This is a genomic window from Synechococcus sp. NB0720_010, from assembly GCF_023078835.1.
Taxonomy (GTDB): domain Bacteria; phylum Cyanobacteriota; class Cyanobacteriia; order PCC-6307; family Cyanobiaceae; genus Vulcanococcus.
Genome location: NZ_CP090898.1, coordinates 2,300,134 through 2,318,657 on the forward strand (window position 1 = coordinate 2,300,134; position 18,524 = coordinate 2,318,657).

Genomic DNA, 18,524 nt, shown 5'->3' on the forward strand with positions numbered 1-18,524 from the left:
GACAGCCCTAACGGCTGAGCGTGACCTCCACGCCATTGGCCCCCTCCAGCGATTGGAGGGGGCTTTTTTGTGCCCAGCCCAGAACGTTTTGATAGTCCTCGGGATGGCAGCTGAGCAGGATGATTTGAATCCCCTGCTCCATCCCCCGCTGCAACATTGCTTGCAATGGATCGAGGCGTTGCCGATCGGTATTGGTAAAGGCGTCGTCGAAGACCAAGGGCAGGGCACCGTCATAGGCACCCATCAGGACTTCGGCCATGGCCAGTCGCAGCGCCCCTGCGAATTGTTCGCGCATGCCTCCACTGAGTCGCGCAAAGTCATAGGCCTGGCTGTCCTGCAGCAGTTGCAGTTGCTGGAAGCCATGTTTGGGATTGAAGGCCAACAGGGCCTTCTCCGCTCCTGTCGGCAAGAGGGCCCCGAGGTAGGGATTGAGGGCTGAACAGAGCGGTTCGCTGTAGCGATTGGCCAGCTCAGCTTGGGCCTGATGGAAGTGCTCCTGCAGCAGTTGCAGAGCGTTGGCCTCCCGTTCTTGCGTTTGGCGTTCCTGCTGGACGTTCTCCCAGCGGGCCTGGGCTAGCTCCAGTTGAGCACTGGGGTTTTGGGCTCCCAGGCTGGCGCAGCGCTGTTCGTTCTGCCCCCGCTCATTGAGGAGAAGCTCTTTCTCCTGGTTGAGCTGCTCGAGCAGTTGCAGGGCCCCAACGGATCCCTGGCGGTGTTGCTGCAATGTTTTTCGTTCGCTCTCCATCGCCGCTAGGACCGCTCGCCGCTCCTTGACGTCTTGCTCCAGGTGTTGGAGCTGCTCGACGCTCGCTGGGGTTGACTCTTGTTGCAGTCGTTGCTCGACCATCGCCAAGGAGCCGGCGAGTTGCTCGAGCCGATTGCGGCATTGCTCCAGCTGGCGGCTCTGGGCTAGCTCCTGTTGCCGCTGTTGCTGATGCTGTTGCAGCTGCTGATCGAGGGCGCTGCTTTGTTGCTGGATGGTCTGGCGTAGCTGCGTGTCCAGCTCTTCGAGTGCCGTTGGATCGCTGGGCAGTCCCTCCTGGCGATCGAGACTGATGGCTTGCTCCAGGTCCTGCTGGCGCGGGAGCAAGGCACTGAGACGTTCGCTCAGCCCGGACCAGGGGATGGCCTTGGCTGCGCTGCGAAGGTCGCTGAGATCCCGCTCCAGGCTGCGCCGTTGTTGCTCAATCGCCTCCGCGGCTTCGCTGTTGACGGCCCCGAGCTGCTGGGTTAACCGTTCGCAGTCTTGGCGGCAGCGCTCCAGCTGAGCCTGGGCCTGGGGCAGCGCGTCGCCGCCGCCGGGGCTCACCCGTAGGCGGACGGCAGCTCCAACCTGCAGTTCAGTGATGCTGTTGAGCTGGCGCTTCTCTCCGGCCTGGATCGCTTCACCGGCGAGCGTGATGGCCTGATCGCTTTGGATCACTTCGATGCTGGTGGCCATGGCCTCCAGCCGCGCCTGGGCCTGGGCGAGGGCCTGCTCGGCGCGCCGCAGTCCGCGCACCTGTTCGGCATCGATCGGCGGCAGTTGGGACAGGGTTTGCTTGAGCCGGTTCGCTTCTGACTGCAGGCGGTTCATCTCCTGCTGGTGGGCTTCAAGCTGTTGGCGCTCCCTACGCAGTTGCAGGAGGTCGAGCCGCTGACGCACTCCCTCTTGCCGCGTCCGCAGGGTTTGCAGCTGTTGCTGAGCGGCTGCGATCTGCTGCTCCTGCTTCTGCTGCTGCTCGGTTTTGAGGGCGTCCTGCTCGAGTGCCCGCTTCAGCTGCTCTTGCAGCAGGAGTTGCTCTTGCTGCTGCTCCTGCTGGGTTCGCTTGAGTTCCTGCTGTTGTTTCTGCTGTTGCTCAAGGGTCTGGCGTTGCAGCAGCACCGGTTCAAGTTCCGCCTGCAGCAACTGCTGTTGCTGCTCCAGTTCCCGCTCTCTCAGTAAGGCGGGCCGCAGGTCCTGGTCAATGCAGTGGAGCCTCTCGGCGATGGCGCCCAGGCGCTCCATGGCTTGTTCGAGCTCGAGCAGTTGTTGTTTGGCCCCGTTCAGCTCCTCCAGGCACTCCTGTTCCCGTTGCAGCACTTGGGCGAGGGCTGATCCGGCCTTCACGCGCCCCGTCGGAGTGAACACCTGTCCCAGGCGCTGCTGGAGTTGCTCGACCACCTGGCGATCCAGGGGGGACTGCAGCGTTCCTAGATCGGTCTTGGATTGAAGCTGCTGGAGCAGCCGCTCGTAGTCGTAGCTCTCCGGCTTCCCCTCCAGGGGGTTGAAGCCTGCGTCCCCCTGCCGCACCCAGAGGTGGGCCCAGCGCTCGGGCAGCTGCGCGATCCGCCTGCCTTCGACGGGACCCTCCAGGCCGAGCAGCCGCGCCAGCTCTTCTTCCGCTGCTGGACCACTGAGGGCCTGCCCTTTCTGGTTGCTGAGCTGACAGGTTCCCCCGGCACCAGCGAAGCGTTTGCGCAGCGTCCAGCGTTCTCCCTGGGCGGCAAAACAGAGCTCGACCTCCGGCAGGCCGCCATGGGTGCGTGAGCGCAGCTCCTCCACACCGCGCCCGGTGGCGGTGGAGCGCAGGAAGAGGGTTTTGTGGAGTGCCTCCACCAGGGTGCTTTTGCCCGATTCGTTGACCCCGCCGACCAGGGTCAGTTGGCGACCAAAGCTGAGCTCTAGATCGAGGTGTTGACGAACCCGTTGCAGGCGGCAGGAGAGCAGGTGCATGGCTTACTCCCCTGCGCAGCGGTGCAGTTCGGCCAGGGCCAGCTGCAGCAGTTCGCGCCGCTCCTCCAGCAGCGCGCTGTCCGCCAATTCGCTCTGAAGGCGATGGGCGACGTTGGCAATCAAGGGGTCACTGGGGCGCTGGCTGAGGGCCTTGAGTTCGATTGGATCGGGAGCCTGGGCGCAGCGCCCGCGGCGCTTGAGCCGCAGCAGTTGTGCCTCCAACCGCTCGATCAGCGCGTCGTAGCGGCGATGACCCTCGAGGCTCAGGCTGCCGCTCTCCTCCAGCAGCAGAAGATGTTGTCCTGGCTCGTCGCCCAGGAGCGTCTGGAGCTGCGCTTCAAAGCGCTCCAGCTCCGCGTCGCTGCTCAGCCGCACCGCCGTGGCGTGCCATTGCAGCATCGCAGTCGCCAGAGGGGTCACCTTGGGAAGACTCCCCCGCTCAGCGCGCACCGCCAGGACGACTCCATCGCGGTAGGCGTCATGGCGAGGAAAGCGATCGGGCTCCGGGGTCCCGCTGTACCAGGCCTTGGCATGGACCTGCTTGAGGCCATGCCAATCCCCCAGGGCGACGTAGTCCAGCTGCTCCAGTAGGCCAGCGTCCAGGCGCAGTTGGTTTTGGGCGCTGGTGGGATTCTCCTCATCGGCATCCAGGTCATCGGAGCCAAAACCATGGATGGAGCCATGGGCAAGCAGGAGGCGAGGGCGGTCGCTGGGCAGTGAGGCCCAATCGATCGATCGCACCCATGCGGTGGGGTCCTGGCTGTCCGTGCGGCGCAACAGCGGGCAGGGCAGCACGATCGCCTGCTCCAGCACGAGCGGTTCGCGGCTCAGGAGCACCTGGAGGTTGGGGGCCCGGCGCTGGCACTCCTCCTGGAAAAAACGTTGGTGCCAGACACTGCCTGGGGCACCGTGGTCATGGTTGCCAGGAATCACCAGCACCGGGCAGCTCAGGCGGCCGAGGGCCTGGCAGACCGCACTGATGTCACTGCTGCTGGGGGTTGGTGAGTCAAAGAGATCACCGGCGACCAGGAGGAAGGCGGCCGCCTGCTCCTTGGCGCATTGACCGATTTGATCGATGGCGGCGATGCGCACCTGCCGCAACTTGGCCCGCTTGTCGGGGTCCTGGACCCGGGCGTAGGGCTTGCCGATCTGCCAGTCGGCGCTGTGCAGAAAGGACAGCATGGGGTGCGTGGGTGTGGGGCTATTTGAGCGCGGACACACCGGGAGTGGGCCGGTCAGACTGACGCTTGGCGCGCTGCGCCCCCCTTGCCCTTGACCCGATGTCCTTTGCGTTGCTGCGCCGGCTGTTGTTGGCTCTGGTGTTGGTGCTGGGTTTGAGCGTGGCCCAACCTGCCTGGGCCGATGGTGCCCAATTGTTTGAGCTCCACTGCGCGGGCTGTCACCTCAATGGCGGCAACATCATTCGCCGCGGCAAAACCTTGAAGTTGGCGGCCCTAGAGCGCCAGGGCATTGCCTCCCAGGAGGCCATTGCGGCGATCGCTGCCCAGGGCCAGGGACAGATGAGCGGCTACGTCGAGGCCCTGGGTGAGGACGGTGTCCAGCAGGTGGCTGAGTGGGTCTGGCAGCAGAGCCAAGCCGGTTGGCCGAAGGCTTGATCTAGAAGGCCTGGATCCAGGGGTAGACCTCGAGGGCCGTCCAGATTCCCTGGCGCCAATACACATCGTTGTGGAGCAGATCCACCACCTGCTGCTTGGACTCGGCCTCGTAGATCCCGAAGACGTGGCTGCTGGTTTCCGTGGGTCCCAGGGTGATCAATACGCCGTCATCCTTTTGGCGCTGCAGCCCCGCGAGATGCTCCTCGCGGTAAGGGGTGCGTTTCTCCAGCGCGTTCTCGCAGTAGGTCCCCCAGAGAACAAAGCGCACGGATCAGCAGGCGTGTGCGAGCAAGTTACAGCCAGCCACTGGCGAAGATCGGCTGGCGAATTTTGGCGGGCAGCAGCACCGGCAGGTTGCTGGGTTCGGCGCCGGCTTTGTCGCTCCAGCGCACCTTGCAACGGAAGTTGCCGTCCTTGACTTTGAGCACGTATTGCTGAGGAACGGCCTGTTCGGGCATCAGGTACTGGGCCTGATTGCAGGCATCCACCTCAGAGATGTTGGAGGTGTACTCACTCCAGCCGGCCTGGGCGGCGCTGGGGGCGACCAGCAGCGCGGCGCCAAGGAGTCCACGGGAGAGGCGGTTGCGCAGCGCCATTGAAAACGGTCCCTCGCAGGGGCGAACTGCGCTGATTCTGCCGTGCGGATCGAGGGCTGGCCGCTTAGTTGTCGAGGGCCTGGCGCAGTTGGCCGCAGAACTGACCCGCAGCAGCAGCAATGTCCCCCTGCTGGCTGTGGCTTTCAGCCATGACCTTGACCAGGGCGCTGCCGACGATGGCGCCATCGGCGCCCCAATCACGAACTTGGCGCGCCTGCTCGGGGCCGGAGATGCCAAAGCCAACGGCGACTGGGGTTGGCCCCATTCCTTTGAGTTGATGCACCAGGGTGGCGACCCGGTTTTCCAGGGTGGTGCGGACACCGGTGACCCCGGTGACGCTGACCAGGTAGGTGAAGCCGCGGCTGGCCTGGGCGATGCGGGCCATGCGATCGCTCGGGGTGGTGGGCGCCACCAGCAGCACGAGATCCAGCCCTGCCGCTTCGGCAATGGCCGACAGCTTTTCTGCTTCTTCCAGGGGGAGATCAGGCACCACCAGGCCGGCGGCACCCGCCGCTGCGGCATCGCGGCAGAAGGTCTCCATGCCGCGGTTCAGCAAGGGGTTGCTGTAGGTGAAGAGGATCACCGGGATGGTGAGCTCGCCCTTGAGGCTGCGGAGCATCTCCAGCACCCGACCAGGGGTGGTCCCGCTGCCCAGTGCTCGGCTGGCCGCGGCTTGGATCACCGGACCATCGGCCAGCGGATCGCTGTAGGGAATCCCCAGTTCGATCATGTCGGCCCCGCCGGCCTCCAGGGCCAAGAGGGTCGAGCGGGTCTGCTCCAGATCCGGATCGCCGGCCATCAGGAATGGCATCAAGGCGCAGCGGCCCTCGGTCTTGAGCTTCTGAAAACGCTGCTGGATCGGGGTGCTGGTGGTCACGGCAGCGTGAGATCTGCAGCTGAGCCTATGGCCTCAGCCTTCGCTGTCCTGGGCGAGTTCCCGCATGAGCTTCTCTTGCTCTTCGGGGCTGAGGGCGTCAAAACGCTTCTGCAGCTCTTCGTCGGTGGCAGCGTCGTAACCCGAGCGGTAGCGGCGGCGCTGCTCCATGTAGGTCATGTTTCCGGTCACGACCCGGAACAAGTAAGAGCCCGTCCAGACCAGGACGATGACCACCAGTAGGGCCTGGGCGGCAATGCCCGCACTAAACCCTTCAAAGCCAGCGGCTTGGAAGCCCCAGTAACCGATGCCGCCGATGCCAAAGATGGCCAGGCCGGCCAGAAGCGCCTTGCCGCGTGTGATGCCGGATCCCATTAAGTGTTGCCCTGGCCCTGCAGACGCAGATTCACGAAGGGGGCGAAGACGATCAGTCCGGGGAAGAACAGGAAGACCAGTCCATAGACCGCCGTGCGCTCGATCTTGCCCATCACGGTCCAGCGCTTGGTCATCCAAGCCATCAGAGCCAGGGGGACTGCCACCAGGTAGGCACCGGCGAGTGCCCCGTAGGCGGCCAGCACCAGCAGGGTCTCACTGGTGAGGGAACTGAGGAACCCGGGCAGCGGCACGGCGATGGTGCAACGTCCCGCCAAATCTAAGATGGTCTGCGCCGGGACCATGGCGGAATTGGTAGACGCAGCGGACTTAAAATCCGCAGACGGCAACGTTGTGAGGGTTCAAGTCCCTCTGGTCCCACTGACTGCTCTTAGCGAGCTTCGCCGTTCATCCAGCTGATCCAGTCCGCGGAAATCTCTTTCGGGCAGACGGCTTCGCATTCGAGATTGCTGCTGCAACTCCCGAATCCTTCCTGCTCCATCGCGGCCTGCATCGAACGCGCCCGTGAGCGCCGTTCGGGTTGTCCCTGGGGAAGCTGGCCGAGGTGCGCCAACTTGGCGGCGGTGAAGAGGCTCGCCGAGGCATTGCGGCAACTGGCAACGCAGGCGCCACAGCCGATACAGGTTGCTGTTTCAAAGGCGGAGAGAGCCTGCTCCTGTCCGATCAACATCGCGTTCCCATCGGGTGCTTGCCCGGTGTTGATCGAGCAGTAGCCGCCGCCGGCAATGATCCGGTCCAAGGCTGAGCGTTCAACCGCCAGATCTTGAATGAGAGGGAAGGCCGCAGCGCGCCAGGGTTCCAAGGTCACGGTTTCTCCGTCCTGGAACTCCCTCACGTAGAGCTGGCAAACAGTCGTCGCCCGCTGGGAGCCATGGGCCTGGCCATTGACGAGGAATCCGCAACTGCCGCAGATCCCTTCCCTGCAGTCGTGCTCGAAGTAGATCGGGCGCTCATCGCTGCGAATGAGCTGATCGTTCAACTGATCCAGCACCTCCAGCAAAGAAAGGTCGGGGCTGAGGCCTTTGAGCGTGTAGGTCTGGAAGGTGCCCTTGGTCTGCTGGTGCTCCTGGCGCCAGATCCTCAGCGTGAGAGAGAGGGTGGGCGTCATCGGTAGCTGCGGGTGCTGGGTTGCAGGGCTGTGAACTGCAGAGGTTCGCTGTGACGTAAGGGGTCGGCACCGTCTTGGTACTCCCAGGCGGCGATGTGGGCGAAGTGCTCGTCATCTCTCTGGGCTTCACCCTCTGGGGTTTGGTGCTCCTCGCGGAAGTGGGCCCCGCAGGATTCCTCGCGGGCCAGGGCGTCCCGGAGCATCAACTGGGCTAAGCCAAAGAAGTCGCTTAACCGAAGCCCTTTTTCCAATTCGAGATTGGGTCCCTCGGCGCCGCCTGGAATGCGAACCCGCGCGTGGAAGTCCTGCTCGAGTTCACGGACCTCCTGGAGTCCCTGGCTCAGTCCAGCGGCATCACGGCTGATGCCGCAGCGCTCGATCATCGTCAGGCCCAACTGACGGTGGAATTGATCGACTGGGGTGTCACCTTTCGTGGCGACCAGGCGGGCAATTCGTGTCTGGGCAGCCGCCAGGGCTTCCCGGCAGGCCGAATGGTCTTGCGTGACCAGCGGTCCGCTGTGACTCGCCAGCCATGCGGTGACGGTGGCTGGTGCGATGAAGTAGCCGTCTGCGAGGCCTTGCATCAGGGCGCTGGCGCCAAGGCGGTTGGCCCCATGTTCAGAGAAGTTGGCTTCCCCGAGCACGAAGAGCCCAGGAATGGAGCTCATCAGGTGGTAGTCAACCCAAAGCCCGCCCATCGTGTAGTGCGGTGCGGGGTAGATCTTGAGCGGCTTGGCGTACGGGTCTTCGCCGCTAATCCGCTCATACATCTCCAGAAGGTTGCCGTAGCGCTTCTCGATGACATCGCGGCCGCTCTCTCGGATGGCATCGCGAAGATCCAGGTAGATCGAGCGACCGGCTGGGCCCACACCTTGGCCTTCATTGCAGAGCTCCCGTGCCCTGCGGGATGCCACATCCCTCGGGACCATGTTCCCGTAGCTGGGGTATTGGCGCTCGAGGAAATAGTCCCGCTCGGTCTCAGGAATGGTCTCTGGATCACGGCTGTCCTGGCGGCGTTGCGGCAGCCAGACGCGGCCATCGTTGCGCAGGCTCTCGCTCATGAGCGTGAGCTTGCTCTGGTAGGGATCGCCGCTGGGGATGCAGGTGGGGTGGATCTGTGTGAAGCAGGGATTGGCAAAGAGGGCCCCCTGTTCATGGGCCCGCCAGATCGCACTGGCGTTGGATTTCAGGGCATTGGTGGAGAGGAAGTAGACGTTGCTGTAGCCACCGGTGGCGAGCACCACCGCATGGCCCGTGTGGGTTTCCAGGGCTCCACTGAGCAGATTGCGGCAGATCACCCCTCGGGCGACCCCGTCGACGCGAATCAGCTCAAGCAGATCCCGCCGGGGTAGCAGTTCCACCCGCCCGAGTTGCACCTGGCGCATCAGGGCCTGGTAGGCGCCGTAGAGCAGCTGCTGACCGGTCTGCCCACGGGCATAAAAAGTGCGGCTCACCAGGGAGCCGCCGAAGTTGCGGGTGGCCAAGGTGCCGCCGTACTCGCGGGCAAAGGGCACCCCCTGGGCCACGCATTGATCAATGATCGCGCTGCTGATTTCAGCGAGGCGGTGACAGCCCGCTTCGCGGGCGCGGAAGTCGCCGCCGCGGACGGTGTCCCTGAAGAGTCGGCTGATGCTGTCGCCGTCAACGGCAACCGGCCGGGCGGCGTTGATCCCGCCCTGGGCAGCGACCGAGTGGGCACGGCGGGGACTGTCGTGAAAGGTGATCACCTTCACGCGGTAACCCTGCTCAGCCAGGGTTGCTGCGGCCGAGGATCCAGCTAAGCCCGTTCCAACAACCAGGATCGTCAGCTCTCGCTTGCGCAGCGGGCTGATCAGGGGCAGCTCTTCCTTGGTTCTTGTCCAGGCATCACGAACCGGACCCGAGGGAATTCGAGGATTGAGGGCGTTCATCGGCGTCATCCCTGCAAGGCCAACCAGCCGGCGGAACCGGCGAAGCCCAGGCCAAGAATCAATCCCACTGCGCGGGCCGTGCTGCGGATGATCCCAGCGTTCTCTGGACTGAGGACTCCCAAGCTGCGCTGTGCCGACTCACCGCCCTGGACGACATGCAGTCCGAGGGCAAGGCAGGCCAGTCCGTAGAGGGTCAGGGTGATGGGGGACTGGAGGCTTGCGCTCAAGTGCAGGAGCTCGAGGCCAGGGGCTGGTCGCGGTAGTCGTAGCTGTTTGAGGTGGACAGCGATGAAGAGCAGCAGGGTGAGACCGCCGAGGGGTTGCAAGCGGGCGCTCCAGCTGCCAAGACGATCGCCACGTCGACTCTGGAGCTGAGCATGGTTTCCCGCTCTCCAGTTGCTGAGAGTTTTGCCCAGGCTGATGCTGACGTGCAGGCCGGCCGCGAGTAGCAGCAGTCCCTCAACGACAGGCAGCCACCAGCTCTGATGCAGGGCGCTGGCGTAGTTCTCGAACTGCAGTGGCGCGAGAGGAGCAATGGCGACGCCGATGAGATGAAGCACAAGGAACGCCATCAGCATCAGGCCGGAGCCTGCTAGGAGCACGCGGCGGACCATGGCCATCGGTTGCTGCCTTGAACGCTAGGCAGGTCGCCTCCGCTTCATGACAAATCGGCTGACAGTTTGAAAAGCCGTGGCCAGGCTGATCACTGTTGAGCCCTGGCCCGTTCTTCATGCTTGAGCTGCTGCCGCCGCTCAACGATCACAACCTCCCTTGGATGGACACGATTCATCCAATCGTGGTGCATTTCGTGATCGCCATGGCCCTGATCGGGTTCGTGTTCGATCTGATCGGGGTGATCTGGCGCCGCCCGGCGCTGTTTGAAGCCAGTTTCTGGAATTTGTTATTCGCGACGGGCGCGATCTTCGTTGCGATCATTTTTGGTCAGGTGGAGGCCGGTTTGGCCTCGCCCTATGGCGCAGCGCGCAACATCCTTGATATTCACACCACGATTGGCTGGTCCCTGGCCGGTGTGTTGTCGCTGTTGACGGGCTGGCGCTATGTGCTGCGCAGCCGTGATCCTGAGGCGCTGCCCCTCTCCTTTCTCGGCGCTGGGGCCTTGGTCAGTGCCTTGATCATGGTTCAAGTGGTCTTGGGCGACAAGCTGATCTGGACCTATGGCCTGCACACCGTGAAGGTGGTGGCGGCCACCCGGGAGGGGCTGATCTGATGCTCGTTCAGGCGATGGCCTTGGCCTACAGCCCAGAGGCCACTCCCATTGATCAAATCGCGGGGGAGTTAGGGCCGAATGGCTTGCCCTATGCCCTGCCCATTCATCCGAATTTGGTGCACCTCACCATCGGTTTGTTTGTGATTGCGATTGCCTTTGATGTGGTGGGTGCTCTGTACCCCCTGGAAAAACGGGTCTTTCGCTTTTTGGCCCTTCCGATTACCCGCGGGGGCTTTCACGACGTCGGTTGGTACAACCTGCTGGCCTGCTGCCTGGTGACTTTTTTCACCGTCGCCAGTGGCTTCTACGAAATGCTCACCGCCGTCCCGCTGCCGGGTGTTGTGAGCACCTTTGGGCTCGGCAGCATGACCACGATGCTCTGGCATGGCGTGGGCGGCGTGCTGCTGCTCACGGTGATTACGGCCATGACCGTTTGGCGTGGTTTCCAGCGCTATCTCTGGCGGCGCGACATGGGGCGGCAGGTGCAGTGGCTCTACCTGCTGGTCGGCCTCGGCATGTTTGCGCTGCTGGGTTTGCACGGGACCCTCGGCGCCCAGTTGGCGGCTGAATTCGGTGTGCACATCGCGGCTGACCAGTTGCTGCAGGCCGGCGCTGACCTTCACGCCGCCCTGCCCTGAGATGAGCAATAGCGCCCCCCGCCCCAGCCTCTCCCGGCCCGCTCTGTTGGCCTGGTTGGTTTGGGTTGTTCTGCTCCTGGCCCTCAGCGTCTGGATGGGTCAGCAGTCCCACCATTGGCTTCCTGTTCAGGCCTCAACGGCGGCGCCGTTGGTGGATGACCTGTTCAGCTTGGAGACCGCCATCGGCACCCTCGTCTTCTTTGGCGTGGTCTCGGTGATGGTCTGGGTGGTGCTCTTCAACCGCGCCGAGAAGTACGACGACAGCGACGCCTTCCCGATTGAAGGCAACACGAAGTTGGAGGTCATCTGGACCGCTATTCCCTTTGTGTTGGTGATGGCGATTGCCTTCTGGACGATTCGCGCCAGCGACAAGTTGGGGATGTTGGGTCCGATGGAGCACATCCATCTGCGCAATTCCACAGAAGAGGTTGGGGGCTATCCCGGTGATCGCTTGCCGGCCGAACAGGTGGAGGTGATTGCCCGCCAATGGTCTTGGGAGTTTCGCTATCCAGGCAGCAATGTCTCCTCCACGGAACTGCACCTGGAGCTGGATCAACCGGTGAGTTTGCGGTTGGTCTCCGAGGACGTGCTCCACAGCTTGTTTATCCCCGCCTTCCGCATCAAACAGGACGTGGTTCCAGGCCGGGCGATTGATCTGAATCTCACGCCAACGCGCGAGGGGATCTACCGCCTGCGGGATGCCCAGTTCAGTGGCACCTGGCATGCCGCGAATCAGGTCGATGTGGTGGTGGAGAACTCCCAGGCCCATCAGCAGTGGCTCGAGCAGGCCGCGCGCCAACCGCTGCAGCCGGGCCTGAGCCTTGCCGTGGATGAGTTCGCCATCCGTCAGACCAAGCCCAACCCGGGCTGGGCGACCGTCCCTCCCGCTCCGCCCCCTCAGGTGAATGTCCCTGGAGACCCCAATCAGCCCCATGACGCCTGAGACCTGAGCCGATGACCATCGCCACCTTTCCCCCTGAACCGCCACCGCAGAGCAGCTGGAAGCGCTACTTCGGCTTTTGCACGGACGCCAAGGTCATTGGCATCCAGTACATCGTTACGGCCTTCTTCTTCTTCTTGATCGGTGGCCTGCTGGCCATGGTCATCCGCGGGGAGCTGATTACACCTGCCGCCGATCTGGTTGATCGCTCGGTCTACAACGGCATCTACACGATGCACGGAACAATCATGTTGTTCCTGTTCATCTTTCCGGTCCTCAACGGTCTCAATAATCTGTTGATTCCAACCATGATCGGTGCGCCCGACATGGCCTTCCCGCGTCTGAATGCGGTGGCCTTCTGGTTGGTTCCGATCTTTGGATCGATTTTGATCGCCAGCTTTTTTGTCCCAGGTGGTCCGGCCTACGCCGGCTGGTGGAGTTATCCGCCCGTCAGTCTTCAGAACCCGGCGGGACACCTCTTCAATGGCGAGGGCCTCTGGATTACGGCTGTGGCCCTATCGGGGGTGTCCTCGATCATGGGTGCGATCAACTTTGTGACGACAATCCTGCGCATGCGGGCCCCGGGGATGACCCTGACCCGGATGCCTGTGTTTTGTTGGACCGCCTTTGCGGCCCAGTCCCTGCAGTTGATTGGCCTGCCTGCACTGACCGGTGGGGCGATCATGCTGTTGATGGACCTGAACTTCGGCACCAGCTTTTACCGGGCCGAGGGTGGTGGTGATCCGGTGCTCTATCAGCACTTTTTCTGGTTCTATTCCCATCCGGCGGTCTATGTGATCATCCTGCCGGTCTTTGGGGTCTTCTCAGAGCTGTTTCCGGTGTATTCCAGGAAGCCACTCTTTGGTTACCTCTACGTCGCCTTTGCCTCCTTCATCATTGTTGGCCTGGGCTTGATTGTTTGGGTTCACCACTTCTTCACCAGTGGTGTGGCGCAGTGGATGCGCAATCTGTTCATGGTCACCACCATGTTGATTGCCGTGCCAACGGGGGTGAAGGTCTTTGCCTGGCTGGGCACCCTTTGGGGCGGGAAGTTACGCCTGACGACCCCGATGCTGTTTTGCCTGGGGGGCCTCTTTAACTTTGTCTTTGCTGGCATCACCGGCATCATGCTGGCCACGGTGCCGATCGATATTCACGTCTCGAACACCTACTTCGTCGTCGGTCATTTCCATTACGTGATCTACGGGGCCGCGGTGATGGGGATCTTTGCGGCGATCTACCACTGGTTCCCGAAGTTCACCGGGCGCATGCCCTACGAAGGCCTCGGCAAACTGCACTGCCTGCTCACCTTTGTGGGGGCGAATCTGAATTTTCTGCCGATGCATCCCCTGGGGCTGATGGGCATGCCGCGGCGGGTGTCGAGCTACGACCCTGAATTCACCTTCTGGAACGTGATCGCCAGCCTGGGCGCCTTCCTGCTGGGGGTTTCGATCATTCCCTTCCTGCTCAATATGGTGAGCTCCTGGATCCGGGGTCCCAAGGCCACCCATAACCCCTGGAATGCCATCGGACTGGAGTGGTTGTTGCCCTCTCCGCCGCCGGAGGACAACTTTGGGGAGGAGGTCCCCACTGTGATTGCGCGTCCCTACGGCTATGGCAGCGGCGAACCGCTGGTGGAACACCAGGCTGAGCTGGAGCGTGCCTTGGTGCTGCAGGAGGCGGCGCAATGACGACGACGACCCCTCAGGCTGAGTTGGAGCTGCATCCCAAGCACAACCTCACCGGCTTCATCATTTTTCTGTGCTCAGAAAGCGTCATCTTTCTGGCCTTTTTCAGCGGCTATGCCCTGCTGAAGACCTCAGCCCTCGACTGGCTTCCCCCTGGTGTGGAGGGGTTGGAGTGGAAGATGCCGCTGGTGAACACCGTGGTCCTGGTGTCCAGTTCCGGGACGATCGCCCTGGCTGAGCACTTCAAGGCCAAAGAGAACATGGCCCTCTTCCGGGGGTTCTGGCTGCTGAGCATGGCCATGGGGGCCTACTTCCTCTTTGGGCAAGCCGTGGAATGGGGCGGCCTGAAGTTTGGCTTCACCTCGGGAACCTTTGGCGGCACGTTCTATCTCCTGACCGGTTTTCACGGCCTCCATGTGGCGACGGGAATCCTGTTGATGGGATTGATGTTGGTGAAGTCGTTTATCCCTGGCAATTACAGCGGCGGGGAACAGGGAGTTCAGGCCACGTCCTTGTTCTGGCACTTCGTGGATGTCATCTGGATCATCCTCTTTTTGCTGATCTACGTCTGGCAGTAGCCCAAGAACCATGATCATTGACGACATTCACTACGACGTCATCGTGATCGGCAGCGGTGCTGCTGGCGGGACGATCGCTGGACAGTTGGCGGCCTCGGGCAAGCGCATCCTGCTGCTGGAGCGCGGTGGGGTGATGCCCCTGGCGGATCAGAACGTCGCGGACGTCGACTTGTTCCGCAAGGACCGCTACCACCCTGGCGAGCAGTGGTTCGGGACCGATGGGGACCCCTTCTCGCCCCAGACGATCTATGCCTTGGGTGGCAACAGCAAGATCTGGGGCGGCGTTCTCGAGCGCATGCGTGAGCGTGAGTTTGGCGGGCTCCCTCTGCAGGAGGGGACGGCTCCGAATTGGGAGCTGAGCTACGAGGATTTCGCCCCGTACTACGACCGTGCCGAAGCGCTCTATCGGGTCCACGGCGAAGCCGGTGTCGACCCGACTGAGCCTGGGCGCACTGGGCCCTATGGCCATCGCCCGAGGTCCTTTGAGCCCTGGGTGGCTGAGCTCAGGGCAGCGCTGGAGCGCCAGGGGACCCACCCCTATGCCTTGCCGCTGAGCTGGTCGGAATCCGCTGAAGACCCCACGGGTGATGCGGAGTTGTTCGGCGTGGATCTGGCGAAACAGGCCAGCAATGTCAGCATCCGTGATCGGGTCAAGGTGCGTCGCCTACACGTCAACCCCAGTGGCAATGAGGTGCGTGCTGTCGAGGCGGAGGTTGACGGTCACGCCTGGTTGTTCAGTGGCGATCTGGTGGTTCTGGCCGCCGGCGCCATCAACAGTGCTGCGATCCTGCTGCGCTCGGCGACCGAGCATCACAGCCGCGGACTCGCCAATGGCTCTGATCAGGTGGGCCGCAATCTGATGAAGCCCCAGCTGACGTCGATCATTCAGCTGGCGGCGGCGGCCAATTCCGGTCGCTATGGCCGCAGCCTGGGCATCACGGATTACCTCTGGGGCGACAGCAATGTCAGCTTCCCCCTGGGCTCGATTGCCAGTGGCGGTGGTGTTCTGCAGGACGCCCTGTTTGCGGAATCCCCACCGGTTCTCTCCCTGGTGACCAAGTTGATGCCCAACTTTGGCCTGGAGCAACTGGCTGCGCGATCGGTGACCTGGTGGGCGATGAGCCCGGTCCTGCCCGACGCCCATAACCGGGTGACCCTGCGGGGGAATCATCTCCAGATTCACTACCTCCCGAACAATCGCGAGGCCCATGACCGCTTGGTCTATCGCTGGATCGACACCTTGAAGAAGGTGGAGAACGATCCCCTCTGTCATGTGGTGAAGCCCGCTCCAACGCACCCCCGCGGTGAGGCTCCGCTGACGGTGATGGGCAGTGTCTGCGGCACCTGCCGCATGGGCTCCAATCCGGCGACCTCGGTGGTGGATCTCCAGGGGCGGAGCCATGAGCTGGCCAACCTCTATGTCGCCGATGCCAGCGTCTTCCCCAGCTGTCCTGCCGTGGGCATAGGGCTGACGGTGATTGCCAACGCCCTGCGGATTGGCGATCAGGTGTTGGGTGTGCTGTGACCAGCGGCTCGAGCCAGGTGACCTCTGAACTCCGCCGGATGGCGGAACGGGACCAGGACCAGGTGCCCTGGTCGCTTTGGGGCAGCTATTTGCCGGAGCGCCAATGGGGGACGGTTCGAGAGGACTACTCCGCCGATGGCAACGCTTGGACCTCCTTTCCCCATGACCATGCCCGTTCACGGGTCTATCGCTGGGGAGAGGACGGTCTGCTGGGGATCTGCGATTCGGAATGTCGCCTCTGCTTTTCGCTGGCCCTTTGGAATGGTCAGGATCCAATCCTCAAGGAGCGCCCCTTTGGCTTGGCCAACGGCGAGGGGAACCACGGCGAGGATCTCAAGGACTACTACTTCCACCTCGCCAATACGCCGACCCACAGCTTCATGCGTGGGCTCTACAAGTACCCGCAGCAGCGCTTCCCCTACGAAGACCTGATCGCTGAGAACGGCCGGCGCAGTCGCGATGAACCCGAGTACGAACTGGTCGACACCGGCATCTTTAACGAGAGCCGCTATTTCGATGTCTTTATCGAGTACGCCAAGCGCTCCCCCCGCGACCTGGCGATTCGCCTGAGGGTGATCAACCGCGGTGATCAGGCGGCTCCGTTGACCCTGCTGCCCACCCTCTGGTTACGCAACACCTGGAGCTGGGCCTATCCGGATGAGCAGGAGCAGCCGATGGCTCTCAAGGGTGATGTCCTGCAGGCCCAGGTGGGCGGTGGCTTGGGCGCTTACGAACTCCACTGCCGCAATGAGGGGCGTTGGATTTTTACCGACAACGAAACCAACACCGAACGCCTCTACCAACAGCCCAATACGCGGCCCTATCAAAAAGATGGCTTCCACCGCTATTTGATCGAGTCCGAGCAGGGAGCGATCAACCCCCAGCAGAGTGGGACCAAGGCTGCTCGCCTCCTGCAGCGCACCCTGCAACCTGGCGAGGAATGGCAGGTGGACCTGCGCCTGATGGCCCAGGACGAGACCAGTGGGAATGAGGCCTTTGGTCCTGAGACCGATGCCCTGTTTGTGCAAAGGGAGCGGGAATGGAACGAGTTCTTCGCCGAGCGTGTTCCCAACCTCTCCAAGGAGGACCGTTTAATCCACAGCAGCGCCGCGGCGGGTTTGCTGTGGTGCAAGAAGTACTACGGCTGGAGTGTTCTGCGCTGGCTGGACGGCGATCCGACCTCCCCGGTGCCACCCCCCCAGCGCTGGGCGACGGACAACGCGGAATGGCAGCGGCTGCATGCCCACGACGTGATTTCGATGCCCGATGCCTGGGAGTACCCCTACTTCTGCCAATGGGACCTGATGTTCCATGCGGTCGCCTTTGCGGTGATCGATCCGGCGACGGCCAAGCAACAGGCGATGGTTCTGCGGACGCCCCACTACACGGCGCCGAATGCGCAAACCCCTGCCTACGAGTGGGCCCTTTCTGATCCCAACCCGCCGATTGGCGCCTGGGCGGCGATGCGCATTTTTCAGATCGAGCGCAAGCAGAACGACGAGGGCGATCTGGGCTTTCTGCATGCGGCCCTGCGGAAGTTGATCCTGGAATACGGCTGGTGGGCGAACCGTAATGACCGGGGGGGGGACAACCTCTTTGAGGGGGGCTTCCTCGGTCTCGACAACATCGCGGTGTTTGATCGCCGTTACCCCTTGGCCGATGGCAGCCGCATTGAGCAGTGCGACGGGACCGCCTGGATGGCCTCCTTGAGCCTGAACCTGCTCAATATCAGTGTGGAATTGACGCGCACGGAACCCGAGTACGCCGATATCGCGGAGCGGTTTGTCTACGACTTTGTTCAGCTGGCCCTGACGCTGAACCTGCCCGGCAATCGCGGCTACCTGAATTGGGATGAGCAGGACGGCTTCTATTACGACGTCATCAAACGACCGGATGGATCGACGGAATACCTGCGGACCCGCTCGGTCTCTGGCCTGATTCCACTGTTGGCTGTGGCCAGCTTTGACGTTGAGACGATCAAACGGCTGCCTGTTCTTGATGTCACCCAGAGCTTGAGCTGGTTTTTGCATGAACGCACCAGCCCAGATTGGTTGTTGGATCACTTCGGGCAATGGCGCCATGACCGCCTGCTGTTTGCCCTGGTGCCGGAGCAGCGGCTCCGCCGCATCTGCGAGCGGCTCTTTGACGAATCAGAGTTTCTCTCGCCCTACGGCATTCGCGCCCTCTCGAAGGTCTACGAAGACCAGCCCTACAGCTTTACCGAGGGGAGTGAGACCCAAACCTTGGCCTACAGCCCAGCCGATAGCCCGGTGGCGATGTTTGGTGGTAACTCCAACTGGCGCGGTCCCGTTTGGATCCCAATCAACTTTCTCTTGATTGAGTCCCTGCAGAAGTTTGGCCACTACTACGGCGCTGACTTCAAGGTGGAGTTCCCCACCGGCTCTGGCTGCTGGATGAATCTTTGGGATGTCTCGCTGCAACTGCAGCATCGTTTGGTCAATTTGTTTCGCCGTGATGCCTCCGGTCAGCGGCCCTTCTTGGGCGATGTGGAGCTGTTTCAGAACGATCCCCATTGGCGGGATCTGATGCTGTTCAACGAGTATTTCCACGGCGACAACGGCCGGGGGGTCGGGGCGAGTCACCAAACCGGTTGGACGGCGATGGTCTGCAAGATGATCAATCAGCTCAGCCGCTATCCAGCGCCAGGCGCCCCTTCATCACAATCAGCGGACAGCCATTGAGCCCGTTTCTAGTTTGCGGGTAGTGGCTGGTTG

At 62.7% G+C, this 18,524-nt stretch carries 18 protein-coding genes and 1 tRNA gene; 9 read left to right on the forward strand and 10 right to left on the reverse strand.

From position 1 onward, the window contains the following. Positions 1–7: 7 nt before the first annotated feature. Positions 8–2,695 (reverse strand): hypothetical protein, encoded by a 2,688-nt coding sequence (locus tag LY254_RS12190; protein WP_247477470.1) that lies wholly within the window; start codon positions 2,693–2,695, stop codon positions 8–10. Positions 2,696–2,698: 3 nt separating this feature from the next. Then, a complete protein-coding gene (locus LY254_RS12195) occupies positions 2,699–3,877 on the reverse strand; it encodes a DNA repair exonuclease (protein ID WP_247477472.1) in 1,179 nt (392 codons plus the stop codon). 98 nt (positions 3,878–3,975) lie between these two features. Here LY254_RS12195 and LY254_RS12200 point away from each other — a divergent pair, with 98 nt between their 5' ends. Continuing rightward, positions 3,976–4,311: a c-type cytochrome gene (locus LY254_RS12200; RefSeq protein WP_247477475.1), complete on the forward strand. Its 336-nt coding sequence runs from the start codon at positions 3,976–3,978 to the stop codon at positions 4,309–4,311. A gap of 1 nt (position 4,312) precedes the next feature. Here LY254_RS12200 and LY254_RS12205 read toward each other — a convergent pair whose 3' ends face one another. The 5 genes from LY254_RS12205 to LY254_RS12225 all read right to left on the reverse strand — a co-directional run bounded on the left by LY254_RS12205 (position 4,313) and on the right by LY254_RS12225 (position 6,407). Beyond that, the gene (locus LY254_RS12205) at positions 4,313–4,579 is read right to left on the reverse strand and encodes a YciI family protein (protein ID WP_010315887.1); all 267 of its coding nucleotides are present in this window, start codon (positions 4,577–4,579) and stop codon (positions 4,313–4,315) included. A 25-nt stretch (positions 4,580–4,604) separates the two neighbouring features. Continuing rightward, entirely contained in the window at positions 4,605–4,907 is a 303-nt protein-coding gene (locus tag LY254_RS12210) for a hypothetical protein (RefSeq protein WP_247477477.1), read from the reverse strand. Positions 4,908–4,971: 64 nt separating this feature from the next. Beyond that, positions 4,972–5,784, reverse strand: coding sequence for a tryptophan synthase subunit alpha (trpA, locus tag LY254_RS12215; protein ID WP_247477481.1), 813 nt, complete (start codon positions 5,782–5,784; stop codon positions 4,972–4,974). A gap of 33 nt (positions 5,785–5,817) precedes the next feature. Next, positions 5,818–6,156 carry a DUF3007 family protein gene (locus LY254_RS12220; RefSeq protein WP_010315894.1) on the reverse strand — a complete coding sequence of 113 codons (339 nt, stop codon included), beginning with the start codon at positions 6,154–6,156 and terminating at the stop codon, positions 5,818–5,820. Beyond that, positions 6,156–6,407 (reverse strand): NAD(P)H-quinone oxidoreductase subunit L, encoded by a 252-nt coding sequence (locus LY254_RS12225; RefSeq protein WP_010315895.1) that lies wholly within the window; start codon positions 6,405–6,407, stop codon positions 6,156–6,158. The genes LY254_RS12220 and LY254_RS12225 overlap by 1 nt, the downstream gene beginning before the upstream one ends. A 43-nt stretch (positions 6,408–6,450) precedes the next feature. Between LY254_RS12225 and LY254_RS12230 the strand changes: the two genes are divergently transcribed. Continuing rightward, positions 6,451–6,534: transfer RNA gene (locus tag LY254_RS12230), tRNA-Leu, on the forward strand. 10 nt (positions 6,535–6,544) lie between these two features. On the opposite strand, the gene LY254_RS12235 is transcribed toward LY254_RS12230, so the two are convergent. Genes LY254_RS12235 through LY254_RS12245 form a run of 3 tightly spaced genes read right to left on the reverse strand, consistent with a single transcriptional unit; the run spans position 6,545 to position 9,812 of the window. Further along, positions 6,545–7,282 carry a succinate dehydrogenase/fumarate reductase iron-sulfur subunit gene (locus LY254_RS12235; RefSeq protein WP_247477483.1) on the reverse strand — a complete coding sequence of 246 codons (738 nt, stop codon included), beginning with the start codon at positions 7,280–7,282 and terminating at the stop codon, positions 6,545–6,547. Further along, the gene (locus LY254_RS12240) at positions 7,279–9,192 is read right to left on the reverse strand and encodes a fumarate reductase/succinate dehydrogenase flavoprotein subunit (RefSeq protein ID WP_247479916.1); all 1,914 of its coding nucleotides are present in this window, start codon (positions 9,190–9,192) and stop codon (positions 7,279–7,281) included. The genes LY254_RS12235 and LY254_RS12240 overlap by 4 nt, the downstream gene beginning before the upstream one ends. A gap of 5 nt (positions 9,193–9,197) precedes the next feature. Then, positions 9,198–9,812, reverse strand: a complete 615-nt coding sequence (locus tag LY254_RS12245) for a succinate dehydrogenase (RefSeq protein WP_247477491.1) — start codon at positions 9,810–9,812, stop codon at positions 9,198–9,200. Positions 9,813–9,922: 110 nt separating this feature from the next. On the opposite strand from LY254_RS12245, the gene LY254_RS12250 reads away from it, so the two are divergent. The 7 genes from LY254_RS12250 to LY254_RS12280 are packed head-to-tail and all read left to right on the forward strand — an operon-like array spanning position 9,923 to position 18,491. Continuing rightward, entirely contained in the window at positions 9,923–10,420 is a 498-nt protein-coding gene (locus LY254_RS12250) for a DUF2231 domain-containing protein (RefSeq protein ID WP_247477493.1), read from the forward strand. After that, positions 10,420–11,058: a DUF2231 domain-containing protein gene (locus tag LY254_RS12255; protein WP_247477495.1), complete on the forward strand. Its 639-nt coding sequence runs from the start codon at positions 10,420–10,422 to the stop codon at positions 11,056–11,058. The genes LY254_RS12250 and LY254_RS12255 overlap by 1 nt, the downstream gene beginning before the upstream one ends. 1 nt (position 11,059) lies before the next feature. Continuing rightward, the gene (locus LY254_RS12260; protein WP_247477497.1) at positions 11,060–12,001 is read left to right on the forward strand and encodes a cytochrome c oxidase subunit II; all 942 of its coding nucleotides are present in this window, start codon (positions 11,060–11,062) and stop codon (positions 11,999–12,001) included. 11 nt (positions 12,002–12,012) lie between these two features. Next, positions 12,013–13,689, forward strand: coding sequence for a cbb3-type cytochrome c oxidase subunit I (locus LY254_RS12265; protein ID WP_247477504.1), 1,677 nt, complete (start codon positions 12,013–12,015; stop codon positions 13,687–13,689). Beyond that, on the forward strand, positions 13,686–14,264 hold the full coding sequence (locus LY254_RS12270) for a heme-copper oxidase subunit III (protein WP_010315904.1): 579 nt from the start codon (positions 13,686–13,688) through the stop codon (positions 14,262–14,264). The genes LY254_RS12265 and LY254_RS12270 overlap by 4 nt, the downstream gene beginning before the upstream one ends. 10 nt (positions 14,265–14,274) lie before the next feature. Beyond that, positions 14,275–15,789, forward strand: coding sequence for a GMC oxidoreductase (locus tag LY254_RS12275; RefSeq protein ID WP_247477506.1), 1,515 nt, complete (start codon positions 14,275–14,277; stop codon positions 15,787–15,789). Between the two features lie 38 nt (positions 15,790–15,827). Next, positions 15,828–18,491: a glucosidase gene (locus LY254_RS12280; protein WP_247479918.1), complete on the forward strand. Its 2,664-nt coding sequence runs from the start codon at positions 15,828–15,830 to the stop codon at positions 18,489–18,491. Positions 18,492–18,524 lie beyond the last annotated feature (33 nt).

Coding starts and splice junctions, on each gene's coding strand:
- LY254_RS12190 (WP_247477470.1), bottom strand. CDS start 2,695: ATGCACCTGCTCTCCTGCCGCCTGCAACGGGTTCGTCAACACCTCGAT.
- LY254_RS12195 (WP_247477472.1), bottom strand. CDS start 3,877: ATGCTGTCCTTTCTGCACAGCGCCGACTGGCAGATCGGCAAGCCCTAC.
- LY254_RS12200 (WP_247477475.1), top strand. CDS start 3,976: ATGTCCTTTGCGTTGCTGCGCCGGCTGTTGTTGGCTCTGGTGTTGGTG.
- LY254_RS12210 (WP_247477477.1), bottom strand. CDS start 4,907: ATGGCGCTGCGCAACCGCCTCTCCCGTGGACTCCTTGGCGCCGCGCTG.
- LY254_RS12220 (WP_010315894.1), bottom strand. CDS start 6,156: ATGGGATCCGGCATCACACGCGGCAAGGCGCTTCTGGCCGGCCTGGCC.
- LY254_RS12235 (WP_247477483.1), bottom strand. CDS start 7,282: ATGACGCCCACCCTCTCTCTCACGCTGAGGATCTGGCGCCAGGAGCAC.
- LY254_RS12240 (WP_247479916.1), bottom strand. CDS start 9,192: ATGAACGCCCTCAATCCTCGAATTCCCTCGGGTCCGGTTCGTGATGCC.
- LY254_RS12245 (WP_247477491.1), bottom strand. CDS start 9,812: ATGGCCATGGTCCGCCGCGTGCTCCTAGCAGGCTCCGGCCTGATGCTG.
- LY254_RS12250 (WP_247477493.1), top strand. CDS start 9,923: ATGCTTGAGCTGCTGCCGCCGCTCAACGATCACAACCTCCCTTGGATG.
- LY254_RS12255 (WP_247477495.1), top strand. CDS start 10,420: ATGCTCGTTCAGGCGATGGCCTTGGCCTACAGCCCAGAGGCCACTCCC.
- LY254_RS12260 (WP_247477497.1), top strand. CDS start 11,060: ATGAGCAATAGCGCCCCCCGCCCCAGCCTCTCCCGGCCCGCTCTGTTG.
- LY254_RS12265 (WP_247477504.1), top strand. CDS start 12,013: ATGACCATCGCCACCTTTCCCCCTGAACCGCCACCGCAGAGCAGCTGG.
- LY254_RS12270 (WP_010315904.1), top strand. CDS start 13,686: ATGACGACGACGACCCCTCAGGCTGAGTTGGAGCTGCATCCCAAGCAC.
- LY254_RS12275 (WP_247477506.1), top strand. CDS start 14,275: ATGATCATTGACGACATTCACTACGACGTCATCGTGATCGGCAGCGGT.
- LY254_RS12280 (WP_247479918.1), top strand. CDS start 15,828: ATGGCGGAACGGGACCAGGACCAGGTGCCCTGGTCGCTTTGGGGCAGC.